We start from the raw sequence: 17,226 nt of genomic DNA, 5'->3' as shown, positions 1-17,226 counted from the left end.
CGATCATGCAAGCATGCCGCAGGATGGCTTTTTGTTGATGTATTCTAAAACTTTGGTTAAATTTGCTATGGTAGAGTTGACACATTTTTCAAAAAACACTATGTTATTAGCGTTAACAACAATCTTAACGATGAGAACTAACACAACAAGGCGAGCTCTATGAGATCATCTCAAGCTTCATTTGCCTGCCTGAAACAGGGCGTGAGCGACCGATGGTTTCAGCCCGTTGGTGCGAAGAATTCCTTACTTATCTGCTGTTGCATGGGCTCAGCGGAGAGCAGCAATTGCTGTTGGATACGAATGAAATGGGTGAAGGGAGAAATGCGAAAATTTCGTCTAAGATATGAGCCAGCGAATGCTGCGGAGGGAGCAGAAAAAAGAGATGAATAAGTTGACGGAATTCTCAATGAAAAATATCACTGCGGTTATCATTAGCATAATGCTACTGCTGGGCGGAGGCCTGTATACGGCAACTACGCTTAAAGTGGAAAGCTTCCCTGACATTACATTCCCGGTAGTAGTCATCAACACGCAGTACACGGCACCGCCCAAGGATGTGCTAGACGACATAACTGAACCATTGGAAAAGGCTGTCGCCAGCATGGACGGGATAAAAAACCTGACATCAACCTCCAGCGATAATTTTTCTACCATCGTCATCGAGCTGGAGCAGGATAAAGAGCCTGAGGATGTAAAACAGGACATTGAAAGCTTGATCTCCAATGTGCGCCTGCCGCAGAGCGCTGAAAAGCCAAAGGTGCAAACTTTCGGCTTCGCGTCCGAACCGGTGTACTATTTGTCCGTATACGGCACTAACGGCATGAGTCAACAGGATCTGGATAAAGTGTACAAGGATGTCATTCTCCCCGGGTTTGAGTCCATCAACGGAATGGATCATGTCGACTCCATCGGCAACCAGGAAGCAGCACTCACAATGAAGCTGGACGCCAACGCGCTGGGTAACTACGGCTTGTCCCCATCCCAAGTATCAAATGCAATCAAATCCGCTCTTCTAACTAGCCCCGCAGGCACCGTTGATTTTAACGGCAACTCCCAAATGGTTCGAGTGAAAAGCGATTTGAACACTGTGTACAATCTCGAAAATATGAAAATAACGACCAACACGGGAGACACACTGCTGCTAAAGCAGATTGCTAAGGTCGAAGCGATCACGGAGGCCACGTTCTTCTCCCGTTTGAACGGACAGCCGGCGATCGGAGTACATTTGTTCAAAACCAAGAGCGCCAACGCGGTTGAATTTGCAGACGAGGCCGATCGGATGATGGCGTCGTGGAAGGCGGAGTATCCGAATATCGTGTTCCACACCATTTATAACAGCGCGGTAGATATCAAAAATTCTATTCATGGTATGGTGCAGGAAGGTGCACTCGGTGCAATTTTGGCATCCGTTATGATTTTATTGTTCTTAAGAAATGTTCGTATGACCGTGATCGTTTTGGTCTCAATTCCATTATCCATCTTAGTTACACTGCTGTTTATGGGCCCGCTGGGGATTTCATTAAACATTATGACACTCGGGGGCATGGCGATTGCCGTCGGACGTGTGGTGGATGACAGTATCGTGGTCATCGAAAACATCTGCAGTCAATTGGAAAAGGCGCAGGAACGCAACGAGTCGGTGATACGGATGGCTACGGCACAGGTCGCTTCGGCCATCACCTCTTCGACCATTACAACCGTCGGCGTATTCGGCCCGATTGCCTTTGTCAGCGGCGTGTTGGGAGAAGTATTCCGCCCGTTCGCGGTCACACTGTCGGTAGCGCTGCTGTCCTCCCTGCTTGTGGCTTTAACCGTCATTCCCATGCTCGCCAAGATGATGGTGATGAAAGGAAAAGTTACGACGCATGACGAGGCCAATGCATTAGGCAAGTTTTCTCTCGCATATAAAAAGGTTTTGATTTGGGCACTGAATAACGGTAAAAAAACGCTGCTGCTCGCTTTTATCTTATTTATAGCGGCGATTGTCGGTACCGTGCCGTTCCTGTCCACCTCCTTTATGCCGGAAAGCTCCGCGGATAAGCAAATGCAATTCACTATCAAAATGCCGCGCGAAACGACCATCGAGGCTATGAATGCCAAGGTGCGCGAAATAGAAGGTGTCATGGCTGAGTCGAAGGACGCTGCCGGTCAGCCTACGTTTGACTACGTTGAATCGTTAATAGGCTATAACAATGGAGACGACCGCATTCCTTATCGCAGTATCTTTTTCGCTGCAGCGTCCCAAGCATCGGATGCGAAGCAGGTGGTGAAGGATTTCAAGGAAAAGATTCTGTACACGCTGCCTAAAGGCTCCGAAGTGAACGGCATGGTGCTTGCCGGCGGCGGGCCGCCTTCTTCGGGCACGGACTTCTCTTATGCTTTAACAGGGGATGATCTCAACAGCCTGAAAGCAGCTGCCGAATTAATCAAAAACAAAATGCAGGAATTTCCTGAGTTAACGGAGATTAAAGATACGCTGAGCGAGTCAAAGAACGAAGTTGAAATTAATGTGGATCAAAATAAGGCCCGCTTGTACGGCTTATCTTCGGCGCAGATCGCCGACACGGTACGCAACTGGCTCGCTGAAGAGAGCATTGGAGACTTGAAGTTTGACAACACCACTTTTAAGACCAAAATCATGCTTGACGACTCTTTTAAAGATTCACTCGACCAGCTCGGCCGTCTGCCGATCGAGACAAGTACGGGCTTGACTGTCAACTTGAACGAGGTGGCCAAGGTCATCCAGGTTGACGCACCGGTTGCGATCAGCCGCGAATCACAAGAGCAAATTGTGAAAGTGAATGCCAAAATCGATAGTCCGGATAAAGGGGGCGTTACAGCCAAAGTAACGGCGGCACTCAGAACCGTCTCTCTTCCCAGCGATGTTCGTACGGAGGTGAAAGGGGTCGCCGATGACATGCAGGAGAGCTTCTCACAAATGTTTGTTGCTATGGGCGCGTCCATTTTTATCGTCTACCTCGTCATGGTGTTAGCGTTTGGCAACGGAAGCGCACCGTTTGCGATCCTGTTTTCTCTGCCGCTTGCTGCTATAGGCGGTTTACTTGGATTGCTTATAACGAACGAATCAGTCAACATCACGTCATTGATAGGCTTCCTAATGCTGATTGGGGTTGTCGTGACCAACGCGATCGTGCTGGTCGATCGCGTGCAGCAGCTGCGCGAGGGCGGATACGGCGTTCGGGACGCTCTGGTGGAGGCGAGCTTAACCCGTCTGCGGCCGATCATCATGACAGCAGGTGCAACCATTCTCGCGCTTTTGCCACTCGGATTGGGACTGTCCAAAGGGACGCTCATTTCCAAAGGCTTGGCGGTAGTTGTTATAGGCGGCCTTACTACGTCTACGTTGCTTACGCTCGTCATCGTGCCGATTGTATATGAATTGATCGATAAAATGAAAAACAGATTGGCGCGTGTATTCAGAAGGAAAAAGCCGCAAACGGCCGCTGATCCGCCGGCGCCTGCGTCGCCAATTATTCATTGATGGATCGAACCACATGGACAAAGGAGAATCGGCAAATGAAACTTCCCATCATACGCACCGTTAAACAGAGCACGAAAATCGTAGGCATCGCCATGCTTAGCGCTATTCTGGCGGCGGGCTGCACCCAGCCTGCCGCACCGCCCGAGACGGCTGCGGCAGAGGCGCCATTGAAGCAGGTGAAAGTCGCCGCCGTCCAAAAGCAGAAGATCGCTGAACCTCTAGAGCAGGTCGCCGATGTCGCTTCCTCCATTCAAATGGATATTGTGACGAAAACAAGCGGCGATGTTCAGCAAATTTATAAAAAGCGCGGCGACATGGTGCAACAGGGCGAGACCATTGTCAAGTTGGACCCTACCGACGTGGAGCTGCAGAAACAAAAAGGCGTGCTTAGTGTGCGCAGCGCCCAGCAGCAGCTGACCAAGGCGAAGGAAGACTTGGCCAATACCAAAACTGATTTGCAGCATGCCGCGACCAAAGCGGAGACAGCGCTCAGGGATGCAGAGAAAAGCTACAGCAAGGCGCGTAATGATTACGACTTGGGCCTGATCACGAAAGCGCAGCTGGACCAGGCGGAAACGCAATTCAACAATCTCCAATTGGATCTCGACAGTGCCAAAAACAAGCTGAACACGGTAGAAACGACGAATTCTCTATCCCAACTGGAGACCCAGTTGGAATCCTCGAATCTAAGTGTTCGAGAAGCGAATCGCTCATTGGAAAATATGGAGCTCAAGGCTCCTGTCAGCGGGGTGCTGACTGAGTTGCCCGTGGAAGTCGGGATGAGTTTGTCCGCCGGCTTCAGAGCCGGGCAAGTGCAGCAGTTAGATCCGATTAAAATCAAAGCTGAGTTGACGGAGGCTGCCGCAGCGCTGATCCGAGGCAAGAACGAGCTGAGCTTCTATGTGCCTGGCAGCCCGGAGAAAATGAACGGCGCCGTGAGCTACTTGGCCGACGTAATGAGCGCGCAAACCAAGTCCTACTCGCTGGAGCTGTCAGTGCCTAATCCGGACACAAAGCTTAAACCGGGTACCAAGGTGCAGGTGCTGCTCACTGAGGAACAGGATGAGATAGTGCTCACTGTCCCCACGCTTAGCGTGGTTCGCGAAGCCGGCGACACCTTCGTCTTCATTCTGGCGGGAGATACTGCGGAAAAACGTAAAGTGGAACTGGGTCGTCTGAACGAAACGGTCCAGGAAGTACGGTCGGGCATCAGTGAGGGAGAGCAGCTCATCGTCTCCGGGCAGAACCAGCTGACAGACAAAGAAAAAGTGCAGCTAGCGCATAGAAATGGCAAGCCGGTCCGTCCGTAACGGGCCGGCTTCCTGCATTTCAAATAAGCCGGCCCATTTTTGGTTATGCTATGCATTGTAAAAAATATAGCAATAATATTTACAAGTGCTCTTGGAACGGGGGTGACCATTGCAGTGCGCTGGATCTATTGGGTGAAGCTATATGAAAGCAAATTTCAGGCAGGCTGCCTCGCTAAGCGTATGGAGGAAGATTGGTGGATATACGGCTACGAATGTCCGCAAGAGGTGCAGGTGTTCCGATCAAAAAAGGGGCGTTTTGGCGTGCGTTACCTAGTCTAATTTTCAGTAAAATTTTTTCTTGACTTTTCTTTTTCGTATGTTGTACAATGAAGAACGTCGCTATGAGAGGTCAACAACGCGGGGTGGAGCAGCCCGGTAGCTCGTCGGGCTCATAACCCGAAGGCCGCAGGTTCAAATCCTGCCCCCGCAACCAAGTCTTTCATGGGCCCTTAGCTCAGTTGGTTAGAGCGGTCGGCTCATAACCGATTGGTCGGGGGTTCGAGTCCCTCAGGGCCCATATGAGGAAACCTTGATTATTTTCAAGGTTTTTTTTGTTTATCAAAAATGGAAATAACACTCGACAAATTTTCCCAATTATCGTATTATATGTCATATGCGTCAGACTAATTATTCCCCTCGTGAGCCAGGGGTATTCAACTTAGACTGCAGCCAACATGAGCACACACTATGTTTAAGGTGGTAATTAAATTGTGTGGAGTGGACCGATATGTTGATTCCTGAGTTGAGTTATCTTGAGTTACTGTGGTGCGTTTTGTTGAACATTTCATTGCTAATGTTTCTTTGGGGTGAAGGTGCGATTAAGCTGCAAATCGGAGATCGCTTTTTTTAGCGGATACACAGAATTAGCGGTTAGAAAGAATAGGCTAGCATGTACAAGCAGTTGCCGGGAACGACCGGGCAACTGCTTTATTTTTTACCTCGGCATGCTGGCGCGGCGGCTGCTTCACGCAGCAGTGGGCGACCGCCACTGCACCGCGTTCGCGCAGCCAGAGGTCCAGGTGCACCGAGATAATGGTGGCGCCTGAGTCAGCTGGCATAGGCAGAGATACACGCTTGTCACTGCTGCTCGATGGCCGGTGAAGCATATTACTACGGACGGGGAGGGAGCTTTTTAGTTGAATCCGTTCAGAATTAAGGCTTAGGACAGCCCCTCGCCTGAACGGGCACGCCCCCTGTTACGCTGTACAGCAGCAGGCGCTGCCGTTACACGCTGTCGTTGGTATAATCCATCTTGGTATCACCACGAATGACGCAACGACGTGCGTCATCATACTCGATTGCCGGACAATCCTTGTCATACAGCCAGCTCTTAACAGCAGCATGCCCGGCCTGCTCTTCGAAGTAGAAGATGTTCAGTTCCCGCAGGTTGTGCCGCAGCAGTTCCACTGTGGTCGGATCCACATCGTGGATGGTAAGCGTCCAGCCGCCGCCCGTTTGCTCCAATTTGAACGGCTTGTTCGCACCGGAGACATCGAACAGCATCCGGCTGCCCACAGCATGTTTAATGTATAAGTGCACTTCTAAGTCCGGTGTCATACTCCGCTCTCCTTTCGCACATACTCCAACACACTTCAGGGTAAATCAATCAGCAGGCACATTGTGTCCTTAATGCTTTCGATGTCAATCATAGGTGTTTCTGTGATGCGGGCGCTGTCACGGCACGTCAGACGATGCTGGCCCTGCACCGCGATCTCTCCGTCAATTACGAACAGATAGATTCTCCGGCCAGGCTCCTGCGTGAACGCCAGCGATCGCCCTGCGTCCAGCCGGGACAAGTAAATCGTCAAGTCCTGGTGAATATGGGCGACGTTCGGTCCGGATTGATTGGACACAATGGGCAGCAACCGGTTGACCATCTGCTGCGGATCGTACGAGGTAGTTTCGTATGACGGCTCCAGTTGGCGCTCATTGGGCTCAAACCAGATTTGTAGCAGCGCAACTTCGTCTTCGCCTGGATTCACTTCTGAATGAATTATGCCTGTGCCGGCTGACATGCGCTGAACGCCGCCGAAGCCTGTGACGGCAGTGCGTCCGATGCTATCCTGATGCTTCAACTCGCCCGCTAAAACAATGGATACAATCTCCATCTCACGGTGTGGGTGCGCGCCAAAGCCGCGGTTTCCTGCGATTACATCGTCGTTAAACACGCGCAGAGGTCCGAATTGGGTGTTGTCCGGATCATAATATTCGCCGAATGAAAAGCTGAAGTTGCTCTTAAGCCAACCGTGATCAGCCGAAAACCGGGAAGAAGCGGGATAAATGCGAATCATAACAAGCTCACTCCTCAGTATCCAAAATCTTGCTACCTTTAATATAGCGGAGCAGTGCTGCGATATCAATGAACGGACGGGCGAGATGCGGAGGCCCATCGTGGTCTCGCTGCTGAATTAATTGCGGGTGACGGTGCGGTGATAGTGGCGCTCGCCGTGATTATGCGCCGGCATACAGCAGTGGTCTGAATGTGACATCGGCCTGTGTATCATCGTTCTGTAGTTGTATGCACAGTCGATATCCGATAAGATGAAATACAAAACTATGGGGAGGGCGCGCTGTTTTTAAGGTGGGGTTAGAGAGAGAGGAGCAGGGGGTATGGCCAAAAAGGCCAGGATTGAGGAGATACAATATTTAAGAGGGCTCGCCTTTGCGGCGGTGGTCCTGCAGCATGCGATCGGACATTATGCGTATTTGCCGGAGGCCCGGCTGGAGGACGGCGTACTGCTTGCGGTTTTCCTGATTGCAGCCAAATTTGCGGTGCCTGTGTTTATATTCATCACCGGACTTGTTCTTTTTTATAATTATCGGGATACGGTACCTTACAAGACTTTTCTATGGAAGCGGTGCAAGGACATTGTACTGCCGTATCTGGTATGGTCTTTGGTGTATGCGCTCATCGCTGTACAGTCCAACGCCACACTGTGGTCGGAAACGAAAGAAATTGTAAAGTATTGGGTGACCGGTACGGCGTCTTACCATCTGTGGTATGTCGCGATGGTGATTCAGCTGTATTTGCTGTTCCCTTGGATACAGAGACTGGTTCTGTATATTCGACGTACTCTCACGCCGCGGCAGTTGACCGCCGTCTTTATGCTGTTTGCCGTGTGCTATGTACTGCTGACCCAACAAGTCGGGACGATTGCAGACGCCGCCGCTAAGCTGGACGTTCCTGTGCTGACGCCGCTTTTCACAGAGTATGCGGATCGGAACGCTTTTTATTTCTATATTTATTTTATTATGGGTGCGGCCGCGGGATCTTATGTACAGGAATGGCGAGAGAGGATAATGAACTGGCGGGGACTCTGGATCAGCTTGTATGCTGCATTTGGCTGCTGCCTGCTTTATACCGTGATCATGAGCTTCCGCACGGACACAGGACTACACATACAATTCAACCGTACGCTGCTGCTGCAGCCTTTCATGGCCGTGTTCCTGATGTTGTCGGTGATAGGGATGAGCATCGCGGCGATCGCGATACATCGCAACGCAGGCGCCCGCTTCAAGCGATGGCTTACATTGCTGGGCCATTATTCCTACGGAGCCTATCTCGCACATGCACTGATACTGGACGTCGCCACCGATATCACAGATATTGCTCTGGCTGGGTGGAACGTTTCGTATAGAACTATCACAGCATTTGCAATCTGCGCCCTACTGTCTGTTGTGTTGACCGTCCTGCTCGGACGTGTGCCGATAGGCCGGCTGCTGGCCGCCGCCCCCGCACCGCTGAAGCGGGCTGTCTAGCACGCGGCGATGAGCCGCTGTAGCCAAATCACTTCAAGCAACATAGTATGCAGTAACCAATGAGGCTTGAGGTGAACGGGATGAGCGGCAAAAAAGTGAAGAAGAATACTCCGGCGGCAGCTGGGGATAGACATCGTTTTATCATGAAGGTGGTCACCTCGGATGTGTGTGCCCGGTGCCGCAAATGCGAGCGCGGGATGCGATATTTGGCAAAAATGTCACAACCTGGCGCTGTTGGCAACGGTGTTCCTTGTATACTAACGCGGGGGAAAGCTTACACATAAGCCGCCTGCGCAGCAGTGCAGCTACTAGGTCCGGCCGCGTGCCGGACCTTTTGCGTACGGGTGGAGGGATGGGAGGCGATGTGGTAAAATTTGCATAGCTACCCACCAAAGGACGGGGATCAAGCATGTTTAACCACAAACAAAAACAATTAATTTTAGACGTCTTAATGAGAGAGCGTCGGCGTTTGTTTTCAAAGCATAGGGGACAGCTGCTCGACCAGACGATTGCGGATTTGCAGCAAATGCTGCGAAACGAAGGCATCAATGCTCCCAGAACGCGCGACAACTCGATCGACTGGAGCTCCAGAAAAGAGAAATGATGGGCGTTCCAGACAACGGCTTCAGAATAGGAGGATAGTAATGCCAGATACAACAATACCTGACTATGAATCTCTGCGCAGTGAGCTGCACCGGCTGTTTCAGGCTGCAGGCTATGCGCGGCCGGAGCTGCTGAATTGCATTGACATAGCTGAGCGGGCGACGGAGGAGCGTGAGCAGCTCAGCACGCTGCAGACGGAGAATGCGAGGCTAAAGCAAGAGATCACACGGCTGCGCAATTTGTATTACGCAAAGGACGAGCACAGCATGTCGAGCAAGCTGCGGGATGCCCTGCGGGAATGAACGGCCGATCGCAATGGAACAGTCGGAGGCAAGAGGGAGAAGGGGCTCATCCACAATGCAGATGGAAACATTGATTTTGCAAAGGTTAGAGGAAGTTGAAGCCGGACACCATGTCAAAATATTGTTCGCCGTGGAATCGGGCAGCCGGGCTTGGGGCGTTGCGTCCGAGCATAGCGACTATGATGTTAGGTTTGTGTACATCCACCCGCCGGAATGGTACTTGTCTATCGATGACAAAAGGGATGTTATTGAAGTTCCGATCGACGGCCTGCTCGATATGTATGGATGGGATATCCGGAAGGCTCTCAAACTGTTCAGAAAGTCCAATCCGCCTCTCTTGGAATGGTTGGAGTCCGGTATCATCTATCATGATAATCATGGCTTTAGAGCCGAAATGCTCGCTTTGAAGCCCGACATATTCTCACCGAAAGCTTGCATGCACCATTATCTAAGTATGGCGAAAAGGAACTTTGACAGTCTCCGCCATGGAGAACAGGCGAACCTTAAAAAGTACTTTAACGTGCTGCGGCCGCTGCTCTCCTGTTTGTGGATACAGAAGCAACATGTTAGCCCGCCAATCGTGTTTGAGGTATTGGTTGACCATCTCCTGCCGTCATCGTCCGATGTTCGGCGTGAAGTGTACGAGCTCATTAACAGCAAAAAAAGCGGAGTGGAGACGGAGCTCAACAGCCGAAACGATGCTATCCATGCCTTTGTCACCGAACAGCTGGTTGAACTGACGGAGTATGCCAATTCTGTTGCAGTGGAGCAGCAAGACCACACAGACGAGTTGGACCGCCTTTACAGAAAGCATCTGGTACTGGCTTGGGGAAAAGAGGTATAAATTCGAAACCAGCTGTGGAAAATATCCATATCTCAGCGAAAGGAGCATGATTTATGGACAAGGAAACACAGGAAGGCATGAGAAATCTGGATTACACCGCAGAGGTAGACGATGTAATTGAAGGCGCCTCGACCGCCCATGACACGCGGTTTTCAGAACAAGAACAGCAAACCAAAATCACTGATAATAGAGAGATTACGCCTAACAACGAATAGATGTGCTAAGCAGGTGGTGGTTTACTTCAGCGTGCAAAGACTGGTTGCCATCCCACCTGCGGTAATTGTGATAATGGAGAGCAGGAACGTTTCTGCTGAGATCAGTAGTCCGCCAAGCGAAATAATGATGCCATCGATGATAAAAATGACTATGCCGACATTGACTGACACTGTCTTTGATAAATGCTGAGCAAGCAGGTCCGTGCCCCCGGTGCTAGTCTCATACCGCAGCATCACGCCGATTCCAGTACCAACGATAAATCCCCCCAGCGCGGCGCTGCTGAACGGTGATAGTTCGATATAGTACATAAAATAAAAGTGAAACGGTACCATTAAATCGATGAACAGGGACGATACCATCAACCCTACCAGGCTGTTATATAGTATGGTGGGGTCATAGAGCCATGCCACCACAAAGATCGGAATGCTGCACAGGAACATAACGAGTCCCACCTGCACGCCGAATAAGTAGTTGATGATCAATGCGAGGCCAATGACTCCGCCGTCCAAGACCTTGAACGGCATCAGGAAAAAGTTGATGCCTATGGATATCATCAAGCTTCCAAATATAATCGCCGCTATTTTTCGTACCGACAGCATACAAATCAGCTCCTACACAGGCATGTCTGATTATATGCGTGTGCCAACGAAACAATCCCATCTGTCTAGCGGGTGAACAGCGGCTTGACGCTGTGTATTACGGTGACTAGTCTGGCGGCACACTCTTCTGATGAGCACACTCCCAACTACCAGGGGGTTCGCATGGTGAAAATCCTCCAATGCAACCGACGATCTCCACATTAAAGATTATTCACTGTGGCGCTCTTTTCAAACGGTTAAAAATGCAAAAAAAAGGGGTGAGAAGCATGACGGTTGCAACTGAAGTGAAAATGTGTGTAGCTTCTTTGAAGAGCGCACAGGCGAGCTTGGAACAGTTTGCGCTGAACACGGAGGATGAAGAGGCGAAGAAGCTGTTTGAAGATGCGGCGCGTACGACCGAGCAAATCGTGCAGCAGGTGGAAGGCCGTGTACGGCAGTTGGAGAACGAAGAGCCCGAGTATAAGAGCTATTAGCAAAAACAGAAACACAGCCATGACACGTCAATCGTTGACCATGGCTGTTGTGAGGGCGCGGTGAGCTGAACCGTGCACTACTACAGTTGTCCCTGACGGCTTTGACCGCTCTGCCGGGATACAAGCTCGATCGTCCAGTCAATCATACCGTTCATCATGCTTAGAACCAGGTTAACCACATCTTCCTCGGATAAGTTTGTGTGTTTGGTATGGCGTGAGGTGTATTGCTGCATCTTCTGCTCCAGACTGCTTGTCAAGCCTCTGAGCTGCAAAAACTCATTGGCGATATCGGCGATTTGCTTGTCGCTCTTAACGCTTTGCTGCTGCTTGCCGGTTTGGCTCTGCTTCTGGGCTTGGGCAGTCTGGGCTTGGGTGCTTTGGCTTTGACCACTGTGGACTGGCTGCGCGCTCTGGCTTTGCGGTGTGTCGCTTTCGGTTAGAGGGCTCTGCGCCGGTTGGCTGCGTTGATTTTGGCTCTGGCCGTTTTTTTGTTGGAGCAACTCTTGAATTTGCTGCAGCTGCTGAGTCAACTGTTGATTTTGTTCCGTTAGTTCGTCAATTTGTCCTTTGATTTCCCTGTTGCTTATCATACAAATTCTCCCTTGCGTGCGGATTCATTTTATGTTTATGATGGCCATATAAATAGGTTTTATCCGGCATGATGAGCTCGCCTGCATGAGCCGCCGTGCGTTTGTCACACCGTTATCCGCAGTGCTACCGCTTGCGTTGCGGTCGAGCATATGCTGCGAGCAGGGTATGCGTTGGCTGTCGCAGTTATACAATTTTTATGATGGTAAGGAGCACACCTATGGATCAAAAGCAGCTGATCACCTTTATCGCGTTAACCCATCTGTTAAAATCAGACCACGACATCAACCTCGCTGAAGTTTTAACAAGGGAACAATTGCAGAAATTCATCCGGCAGGTGGAACAAAATCGCGAGGTCATGGAAAATCAGGTGTCACGGCGAGTTCTGCTCGAACTGATCGGGCAATTTGCCCAGGAACATTTCAATTAATTGTAGGCAAAATTTCTGCTCATTTGCGCGGTGATTCCGTGAAAAATGGGCTATTGGCACTACGCCGGCGTGGTTCTATTTTGTGTTCACATACCATATGGGCAGGCGAATCGCAATCTGTCTGGAAGAAAATCGCGAAACAGGACGAATCACGCCGCTCCCGTATCACAATTTGTAGGATGCACACTGATGTCTATATAGTGCAATATGCACTTCCATATTTATCCAATTTATATTATCGTAACATTAACGACTTGTACATGGCGGTGACCTCACTGGAAAGGTGGAGGCTATACCATGGATGTATTTCAAGCTCTTTCAATCATGTTTGCATTTGGGTTGTTTATACTCACATTGTTAACTTACATTGATAAGAGGAAATAGTCTGTTTCGCATTAGTTTTGGTTTGAAACCATACTAAGCAAAACCCGCCATACAAGCCGCCGTACGGGTCAGGTCGAAATTGTGATCTGGCTCTTTTTTCTGTGCGCTGGAAGGACGGGCCTTCGTTCGCTGGGCATTACACCCGCTGGCTGCGCACCGGCCGCAATGCGCACAGGCGTACTGCACAGCGGTGAAGCGACGGCCCCAAGTGAACATCACACAGCTCAACGCTCGCAGCTCACCTGCGACTAGCGCCGTACGCTGCGCCCTGCGCTGTGCCATGCTGCTCTGCCCGTGCTGTTGCGCCGTGCCGCCGTGCCGTGCCGCCGTGCGGGCGCTCTGCCGCCGCCGTGCCGTTGCCGTAGCGCTGTGCCGTGGCGCTATGCCGTGCGCGCGAGGACAGGACGCCCGCGTGCCATTCGCAGCAGGATGTTTTTGTCGCCCTTTCACAGTATGTATCAGCCGGTGCCACCGGAATCTCCTCCGCTTTCTGTTCCCCCTGAAGTATATGCAGGTGATTTATTTTCTTTCCCATTTTGCAAAAAAAACCACTTGATTAACGAATATATGTTCGGTATTCTGAGTATAATTAACAGAACAGGTGTTCTTGTTTTTGAAAAGCAAATACCCGCCTGCTAGGCTATTCACAGCGAGAGGCACGGAACATAAGACGCCTGCGATAAAAAATCAATGGGTGGGGTGTTCAGAATGGCACATAAGCTGGAGCGTTACATCGGTCACACCGTGGAGATCATGTATATAGACCGCCATGGCACAATAACGCACCGTTTTATACAGATTCATTCAGTCAAAGGAAATTATATTCGGGCGCATTGTTTTTCTCAGGGCAAGCCGCGGATTTTTTCGATTGCCAACATTCTGGCAGTCTCGCTCGCTGAGAAGAAGTCGTCGGTATGAACGACCGTGTCATTATGCTGGCAGATTGCCAATCGTTTTACGCCAGCGTGGAAAAAGCCGCTCACCCGGAGTACGCCGATCAGCCGGTTGCAGTGGCCGGTGATCCGGCGCGGCGATCGGGCATCATCCTCGCGGCGTGTCCCATCGCCAAACAACGCGGCGTCACTACGGCGGAAACGCTCGGCGAGGCGCTGGGCAAGTGCCCCGAGCTTGTCGTGGTACGCCCACGCATGCAAACCTACATCCGAGTGTCACTCATGATCACAGAAATCTATGAATCGTTCACCGATTTAGTCGAACCGTTCAGCATCGACGAACAATTTCTGGACGTGACGAAGTCTGTATCCTATTTCGGATCACCGGTACAAATTGCGCAGCAGATCCAAGCCAAAATCATGCTGGCGACCGGCGTATGGTCCCGGGTCGGTATCGCCGACACCAAAATCCTGGCCAAGACGGCTTGTGACAACTTCGCTAAAAAACAGCCCGACGGTATTTTTACACTGCCCCAGTCGGAGGTGGCGGAACATCTGTGGCCCCTGCCGATCAGCAAAATGTACGGGGTGGCTGGACGGATGACCAACCATTTTTTGCGTATGGGCATTCATACCATCGGGGAGCTTGCGCAAACGCCGCTGCCTAAGCTGAAAGCCATGATGCGTGCACGGATGGGCAAGAACAGCGACATTCAGGCGGAACTGTTCTGGCAGACTGCCAACGGGATTGATCCGTCGCCGGTCACACCGGGAACACACGATACACAAAAGGCTATCGGGCACGGCATGACGCTCCCTTATGACTTCGGCAAGCAGACCGACATTGAGGTCGTCCTGTTGGAGCTGTGTGAGGAAGTGTGCCGGCGCAGCCGGGCGAAAGGCTACATGGGGCGGGTTATTTCGGTGGGGGTAGGCGGGGCCGATTTTGACCGGCCGACGGGCTTTCACAGACAGATGACGCTGCCCGATCCGACCAACATCACGCAGGAAGTTCACTCGGCGGTGAGAACATTGTTCCGGCGCCATTGGGATGGCCTGCCGGTCCGCCGGCTGAGTGTGACGCTGTCCGGGCTCACGAGCCACAAGCAATATCAGTTGACCTTTTTCAACAACAGGGAAAAAATCCGCGGCCTAGAGCGGGCCACCGATCAGATCAAGAACCGCTTCGGCGGAGCCGCCATCTTGCGGGCATCATCACTAATGGACTCAGGGCAAGCACGAGACAGAACAGCGAAGATTGGGGGTCATTACAAATGAGCAAGAAATTGGCCGGCAACGGGCGTTGGGAGTCGAGCAGGATGATGCTTCCCGAGCATCGCGAGGCGCTGCTGGAGCGCAGAAATGCGCCGACAGAGATTAAGAGAGCCGAGGTGCCCACGAAAGAGGAACTGGAAATGATACGGGACTCTGTGCTGCTGCCGATCATGCTCACTATGGTCGAGAAAAACGGCAAAGAGCTGCAGCTGTCCACGAACACGCTGCGTAAGCTGTACCTCGCCGCCACCCAAATTCTCATGAACAGGCTGCACGCGGAGTTGGCGCGGCTAAGGAGGGAGCTGCGCGAGCGTCAGATCAAGGTGTTCGAGGATGACCGGGAAGACAGCGACTTGCATTTTCGCTACATCTGCCGTGGATACGAAGATAAATTCTCTGTCATTCGCGATGTGGCTAGGGCCACGATCAGTGTTAAGCTGGGTCAGCACATTCAAGCGATCGTAGGGGAGATGCAAAAATGAGCTGCTGGTGCGCTGCCGGACGCGCGCTCCGCGCGTGCGGTACGCGGATGCCCGCATACGGGGTTCGCCGGCGCCGATTCCGTGCGATTTTCAGTATAACGTTCATCAGTGAGCGTACGTATCATCATTGCGTGCAAACGGGCCGTCGGCCTGCGCGAACCCAGCATCCGTGGGCGTGAAAGGATCTTCCACCGGCCCGTGCGCAGCCTGATTCGCAGGCTTATTCGCTTGTTGAGCTGCGGTCATTCGCCAACGGCGGTTTGTCTCATGCAGCTCACCCTCCAGATATTCCGCCTGCTGATGGGAAAGCGCAAACACCAGTTCATTATCGTTATCATCCGACGCGGTAAGAAGGACATACCCCTCCTGGGCTTCGCGCGGATTGACATTGCTGATCTTCAAATTCACAGCGGTGATTTCATACCTGACTTTCATTCCGATCACGCGAGCGCACCTCCGATAATTTTTTTCGCATTATGTATCCATAAGGTGTACCAGTCGCCAGCCGAATATGCAGCACGCACAGAAAGGACACAATCAGGCGGTTGGCAATGGTCGCCTCCACGCTCTGGTGTATCCTCGACCGGCGCGGTTGCCGCTAGTTATATCGGCAGTGCCACATCGTCAACTAAGTCCGGGCGTACATCTAGACGACGGGCACGAGCCGGCAGTCTATTGATTGTGGCATCGCGATCAAACCCACAGAGCTGTTAGCGGTGCTTAGGCTCCGGTGTATCGTCAAATTCAGCGGTGATGTTGTCTATAATGCCTTCTACGATTCCGCTCACCGGATCCGTAGCGGCGATGTGCTGCTGGTCCGGCGGCGTCGGGATGCCTGCGGTTTCAAACGCGGTTTGCTCTTCGATTTCCTTCTCTAACACTGGGCTGCCTCCTCCGGTTCACAGATATCACACGTATTGCAACTAGCTTAACCTTGAGCGGCGGGATTTATCAGCGCAGGGCACGGGTGCTATAGGGCAGATCTGCATTCATATAATATCCCAAGAGTGCACTAGGCGAAGAAGAATTGTGGGCAGGACTGTCGCTACGCGACATACCGCATTTATTTAGGGGAGCCATAAGACAACAGGAAGGTTCCGTGCGAGTTCTCACCGCACTAAAGTCACGCCTTGCCCGAACCCAGGCAGGGATTTTTTCTTATTCAACACTTCCGCAGCCAACCTATGTAAACGTGACGATAACAATCATGGCATAAACAATACATCAACTCAATACAAAAAGGAGCCTCTAGATCTGGAAGTTCCCCGGGTATTTTTGATGAATTTTTTCACTTGTCAGCCGGATTGACGGTTTGATGCAAGACCATTTTATCCCCTAAACAAGAAAAAAAGCCCTTACTGTGTAAGGACTTTCACTGTATGACCTGTAGTGGGCTCGAACCACTGACCCCCACCCTGTCAAGATGGTGCTCTCCCAGCTGAGCTAACAAGTCATGTATCAGAATAATTAATATAATAACAACCACCCCGGCCGTTGTCAACCCCCGGATAGAAATTATCGACCATCCCAAAACCGCCCTGTAGAGCTGCGTCAACGGCAGGCCGC

The 17,226-nt window shown here is 51.4% G+C and carries 21 protein-coding genes and 3 tRNA genes; 16 read left to right on the top strand and 8 right to left on the bottom strand.

Annotation, left to right across the window (positions count from 1 at the left end; translation table 11 throughout):
- The first annotated feature begins 382 nt into the window (after positions 1 to 382).
- The 4 genes from CBW46_RS02210 to CBW46_RS02195 all read left to right on the top strand — a co-directional run bounded on the left by CBW46_RS02210 (position 383) and on the right by CBW46_RS02195 (position 5,329).
- Positions 383 to 3,502, top strand: coding sequence for an efflux RND transporter permease subunit (locus CBW46_RS02210; protein ID WP_089198659.1), 3,120 nt, complete (start codon positions 383 to 385; stop codon positions 3,500 to 3,502).
- A 35-nt stretch (positions 3,503 to 3,537) separates the two neighbouring features.
- Positions 3,538 to 4,812 (top strand): efflux RND transporter periplasmic adaptor subunit, encoded by a 1,275-nt coding sequence (locus CBW46_RS02205; protein ID WP_089198376.1) that lies wholly within the window; start codon positions 3,538 to 3,540, stop codon positions 4,810 to 4,812.
- Between the two features lie 356 nt (positions 4,813 to 5,168).
- A tRNA-Met gene (locus CBW46_RS02200) sits at positions 5,169 to 5,245 on the top strand.
- A gap of 10 nt (positions 5,246 to 5,255) precedes the next feature.
- Positions 5,256 to 5,329: transfer RNA gene (locus CBW46_RS02195), tRNA-Ile, on the top strand.
- Positions 5,330 to 6,036: 707 nt separating this feature from the next.
- On the opposite strand, the gene CBW46_RS02190 is transcribed toward CBW46_RS02195, so the two are convergent.
- Together CBW46_RS02190 and CBW46_RS02185 are read right to left on the bottom strand one after the other, a co-directional pair.
- The gene (locus CBW46_RS02190; protein ID WP_089198375.1) at positions 6,037 to 6,369 is read right to left on the bottom strand and encodes a hypothetical protein; all 333 of its coding nucleotides are present in this window, start codon (positions 6,367 to 6,369) and stop codon (positions 6,037 to 6,039) included.
- Between the two features lie 35 nt (positions 6,370 to 6,404).
- The gene (locus CBW46_RS02185; RefSeq protein WP_089198374.1) at positions 6,405 to 7,103 is read right to left on the bottom strand and encodes a pirin family protein; all 699 of its coding nucleotides are present in this window, start codon (positions 7,101 to 7,103) and stop codon (positions 6,405 to 6,407) included.
- A 319-nt stretch (positions 7,104 to 7,422) separates the two neighbouring features.
- Here CBW46_RS02185 and CBW46_RS02180 point away from each other — a divergent pair, with 319 nt between their 5' ends.
- The 6 genes from CBW46_RS02180 to CBW46_RS21150 all read left to right on the top strand — a co-directional run bounded on the left by CBW46_RS02180 (position 7,423) and on the right by CBW46_RS21150 (position 10,535).
- Complete coding sequence (locus CBW46_RS02180) at positions 7,423 to 8,571, top strand: acyltransferase (RefSeq protein WP_089198373.1); 1,149 nt, start codon at positions 7,423 to 7,425, stop codon at positions 8,569 to 8,571.
- An 80-nt stretch (positions 8,572 to 8,651) separates the two neighbouring features.
- Entirely contained in the window at positions 8,652 to 8,855 is a 204-nt protein-coding gene (locus tag CBW46_RS21600; RefSeq protein WP_089198372.1) for a hypothetical protein, read from the top strand.
- 125 nt (positions 8,856 to 8,980) lie between these two features.
- Positions 8,981 to 9,175 carry a hypothetical protein gene (locus CBW46_RS02170; RefSeq protein ID WP_089198371.1) on the top strand — a complete coding sequence of 65 codons (195 nt, stop codon included), beginning with the start codon at positions 8,981 to 8,983 and terminating at the stop codon, positions 9,173 to 9,175.
- 40 nt (positions 9,176 to 9,215) lie between these two features.
- The gene (locus CBW46_RS02165; protein WP_089198370.1) at positions 9,216 to 9,476 is read left to right on the top strand and encodes a hypothetical protein; all 261 of its coding nucleotides are present in this window, start codon (positions 9,216 to 9,218) and stop codon (positions 9,474 to 9,476) included.
- 55 nt (positions 9,477 to 9,531) lie between these two features.
- Positions 9,532 to 10,320 carry a nucleotidyltransferase domain-containing protein gene (locus CBW46_RS02160; protein ID WP_341538159.1) on the top strand — a complete coding sequence of 263 codons (789 nt, stop codon included), beginning with the start codon at positions 9,532 to 9,534 and terminating at the stop codon, positions 10,318 to 10,320.
- Between the two features lie 53 nt (positions 10,321 to 10,373).
- Positions 10,374 to 10,535 (top strand): hypothetical protein, encoded by a 162-nt coding sequence (locus tag CBW46_RS21150; RefSeq protein ID WP_165842173.1) that lies wholly within the window; start codon positions 10,374 to 10,376, stop codon positions 10,533 to 10,535.
- 21 nt (positions 10,536 to 10,556) lie between these two features.
- Here CBW46_RS21150 and CBW46_RS02155 read toward each other — a convergent pair whose 3' ends face one another.
- Positions 10,557 to 11,135 carry a YitT family protein gene (locus CBW46_RS02155; protein ID WP_089198369.1) on the bottom strand — a complete coding sequence of 193 codons (579 nt, stop codon included), beginning with the start codon at positions 11,133 to 11,135 and terminating at the stop codon, positions 10,557 to 10,559.
- Positions 11,136 to 11,401: 266 nt separating this feature from the next.
- On the opposite strand from CBW46_RS02155, the gene CBW46_RS02150 reads away from it, so the two are divergent.
- Positions 11,402 to 11,608, top strand: a complete 207-nt coding sequence (locus CBW46_RS02150; protein WP_089198657.1) for a DUF1657 domain-containing protein — start codon at positions 11,402 to 11,404, stop codon at positions 11,606 to 11,608.
- A gap of 80 nt (positions 11,609 to 11,688) precedes the next feature.
- On the opposite strand, the gene CBW46_RS02145 is transcribed toward CBW46_RS02150, so the two are convergent.
- The gene (locus CBW46_RS02145) at positions 11,689 to 12,198 is read right to left on the bottom strand and encodes a hypothetical protein (RefSeq protein WP_089198368.1); all 510 of its coding nucleotides are present in this window, start codon (positions 12,196 to 12,198) and stop codon (positions 11,689 to 11,691) included.
- Between the two features lie 218 nt (positions 12,199 to 12,416).
- Between CBW46_RS02145 and CBW46_RS02140 the strand changes: the two genes are divergently transcribed.
- The gene (locus CBW46_RS02140; RefSeq protein ID WP_089198367.1) at positions 12,417 to 12,626 is read left to right on the top strand and encodes a hypothetical protein; all 210 of its coding nucleotides are present in this window, start codon (positions 12,417 to 12,419) and stop codon (positions 12,624 to 12,626) included.
- A 297-nt stretch (positions 12,627 to 12,923) separates the two neighbouring features.
- Positions 12,924 to 13,010 (top strand): putative holin-like toxin, encoded by an 87-nt coding sequence (locus CBW46_RS21595; RefSeq protein ID WP_279386451.1) that lies wholly within the window; start codon positions 12,924 to 12,926, stop codon positions 13,008 to 13,010.
- A gap of 238 nt (positions 13,011 to 13,248) precedes the next feature.
- Here the strand turns inward: CBW46_RS21595 and CBW46_RS02135 are convergent, their stop codons facing one another.
- Positions 13,249 to 13,545, bottom strand: a complete 297-nt coding sequence (locus CBW46_RS02135) for a hypothetical protein (RefSeq protein ID WP_089198366.1) — start codon at positions 13,543 to 13,545, stop codon at positions 13,249 to 13,251.
- 173 nt (positions 13,546 to 13,718) lie between these two features.
- Here CBW46_RS02135 and CBW46_RS02130 point away from each other — a divergent pair, with 173 nt between their 5' ends.
- The 3 genes from CBW46_RS02130 to CBW46_RS02120 are packed head-to-tail and all read left to right on the top strand — an operon-like array spanning position 13,719 to position 15,660.
- Complete coding sequence (locus CBW46_RS02130) at positions 13,719 to 13,928, top strand: hypothetical protein (protein WP_089198365.1); 210 nt, start codon at positions 13,719 to 13,721, stop codon at positions 13,926 to 13,928.
- Positions 13,925 to 15,181, top strand: coding sequence for a DNA polymerase IV (locus tag CBW46_RS02125; RefSeq protein ID WP_089198364.1), 1,257 nt, complete (start codon positions 13,925 to 13,927; stop codon positions 15,179 to 15,181). Before CBW46_RS02130 ends, CBW46_RS02125 begins: the two co-directional genes overlap by 4 nt.
- Positions 15,178 to 15,660: a YhjD family protein gene (locus tag CBW46_RS02120; protein WP_089198363.1), complete on the top strand. Its 483-nt coding sequence runs from the start codon at positions 15,178 to 15,180 to the stop codon at positions 15,658 to 15,660. Before CBW46_RS02125 ends, CBW46_RS02120 begins: the two co-directional genes overlap by 4 nt.
- Positions 15,661 to 15,765: 105 nt before the next feature.
- On the opposite strand, the gene CBW46_RS02115 is transcribed toward CBW46_RS02120, so the two are convergent.
- The 3 genes from CBW46_RS02115 to CBW46_RS02110 form a co-directional block, all read right to left on the bottom strand.
- Positions 15,766 to 16,104: a hypothetical protein gene (locus CBW46_RS02115; RefSeq protein WP_089198362.1), complete on the bottom strand. Its 339-nt coding sequence runs from the start codon at positions 16,102 to 16,104 to the stop codon at positions 15,766 to 15,768.
- Positions 16,105 to 16,370: 266 nt separating this feature from the next.
- A complete protein-coding gene (locus tag CBW46_RS21145) occupies positions 16,371 to 16,541 on the bottom strand; it encodes a hypothetical protein (protein ID WP_165842172.1) in 171 nt (56 codons plus the stop codon).
- Positions 16,542 to 17,040: 499 nt separating this feature from the next.
- Positions 17,041 to 17,113, bottom strand: a tRNA-Val gene (locus CBW46_RS02110).
- Between the last annotated feature and the right edge of the window lie 113 nt (positions 17,114 to 17,226).

Origin of the sequence: Paenibacillus xerothermodurans (assembly GCF_002220865.2) — a bacterium.
GTDB classification, from domain to species: domain Bacteria; phylum Bacillota; class Bacilli; order Paenibacillales; family NBRC-103111; genus Paenibacillus_S; species Paenibacillus_S xerothermodurans.
The sequence above is the reverse complement of the archived record's forward strand: the minus strand, read 5'-3'. Positions and strand labels throughout refer to the sequence as shown.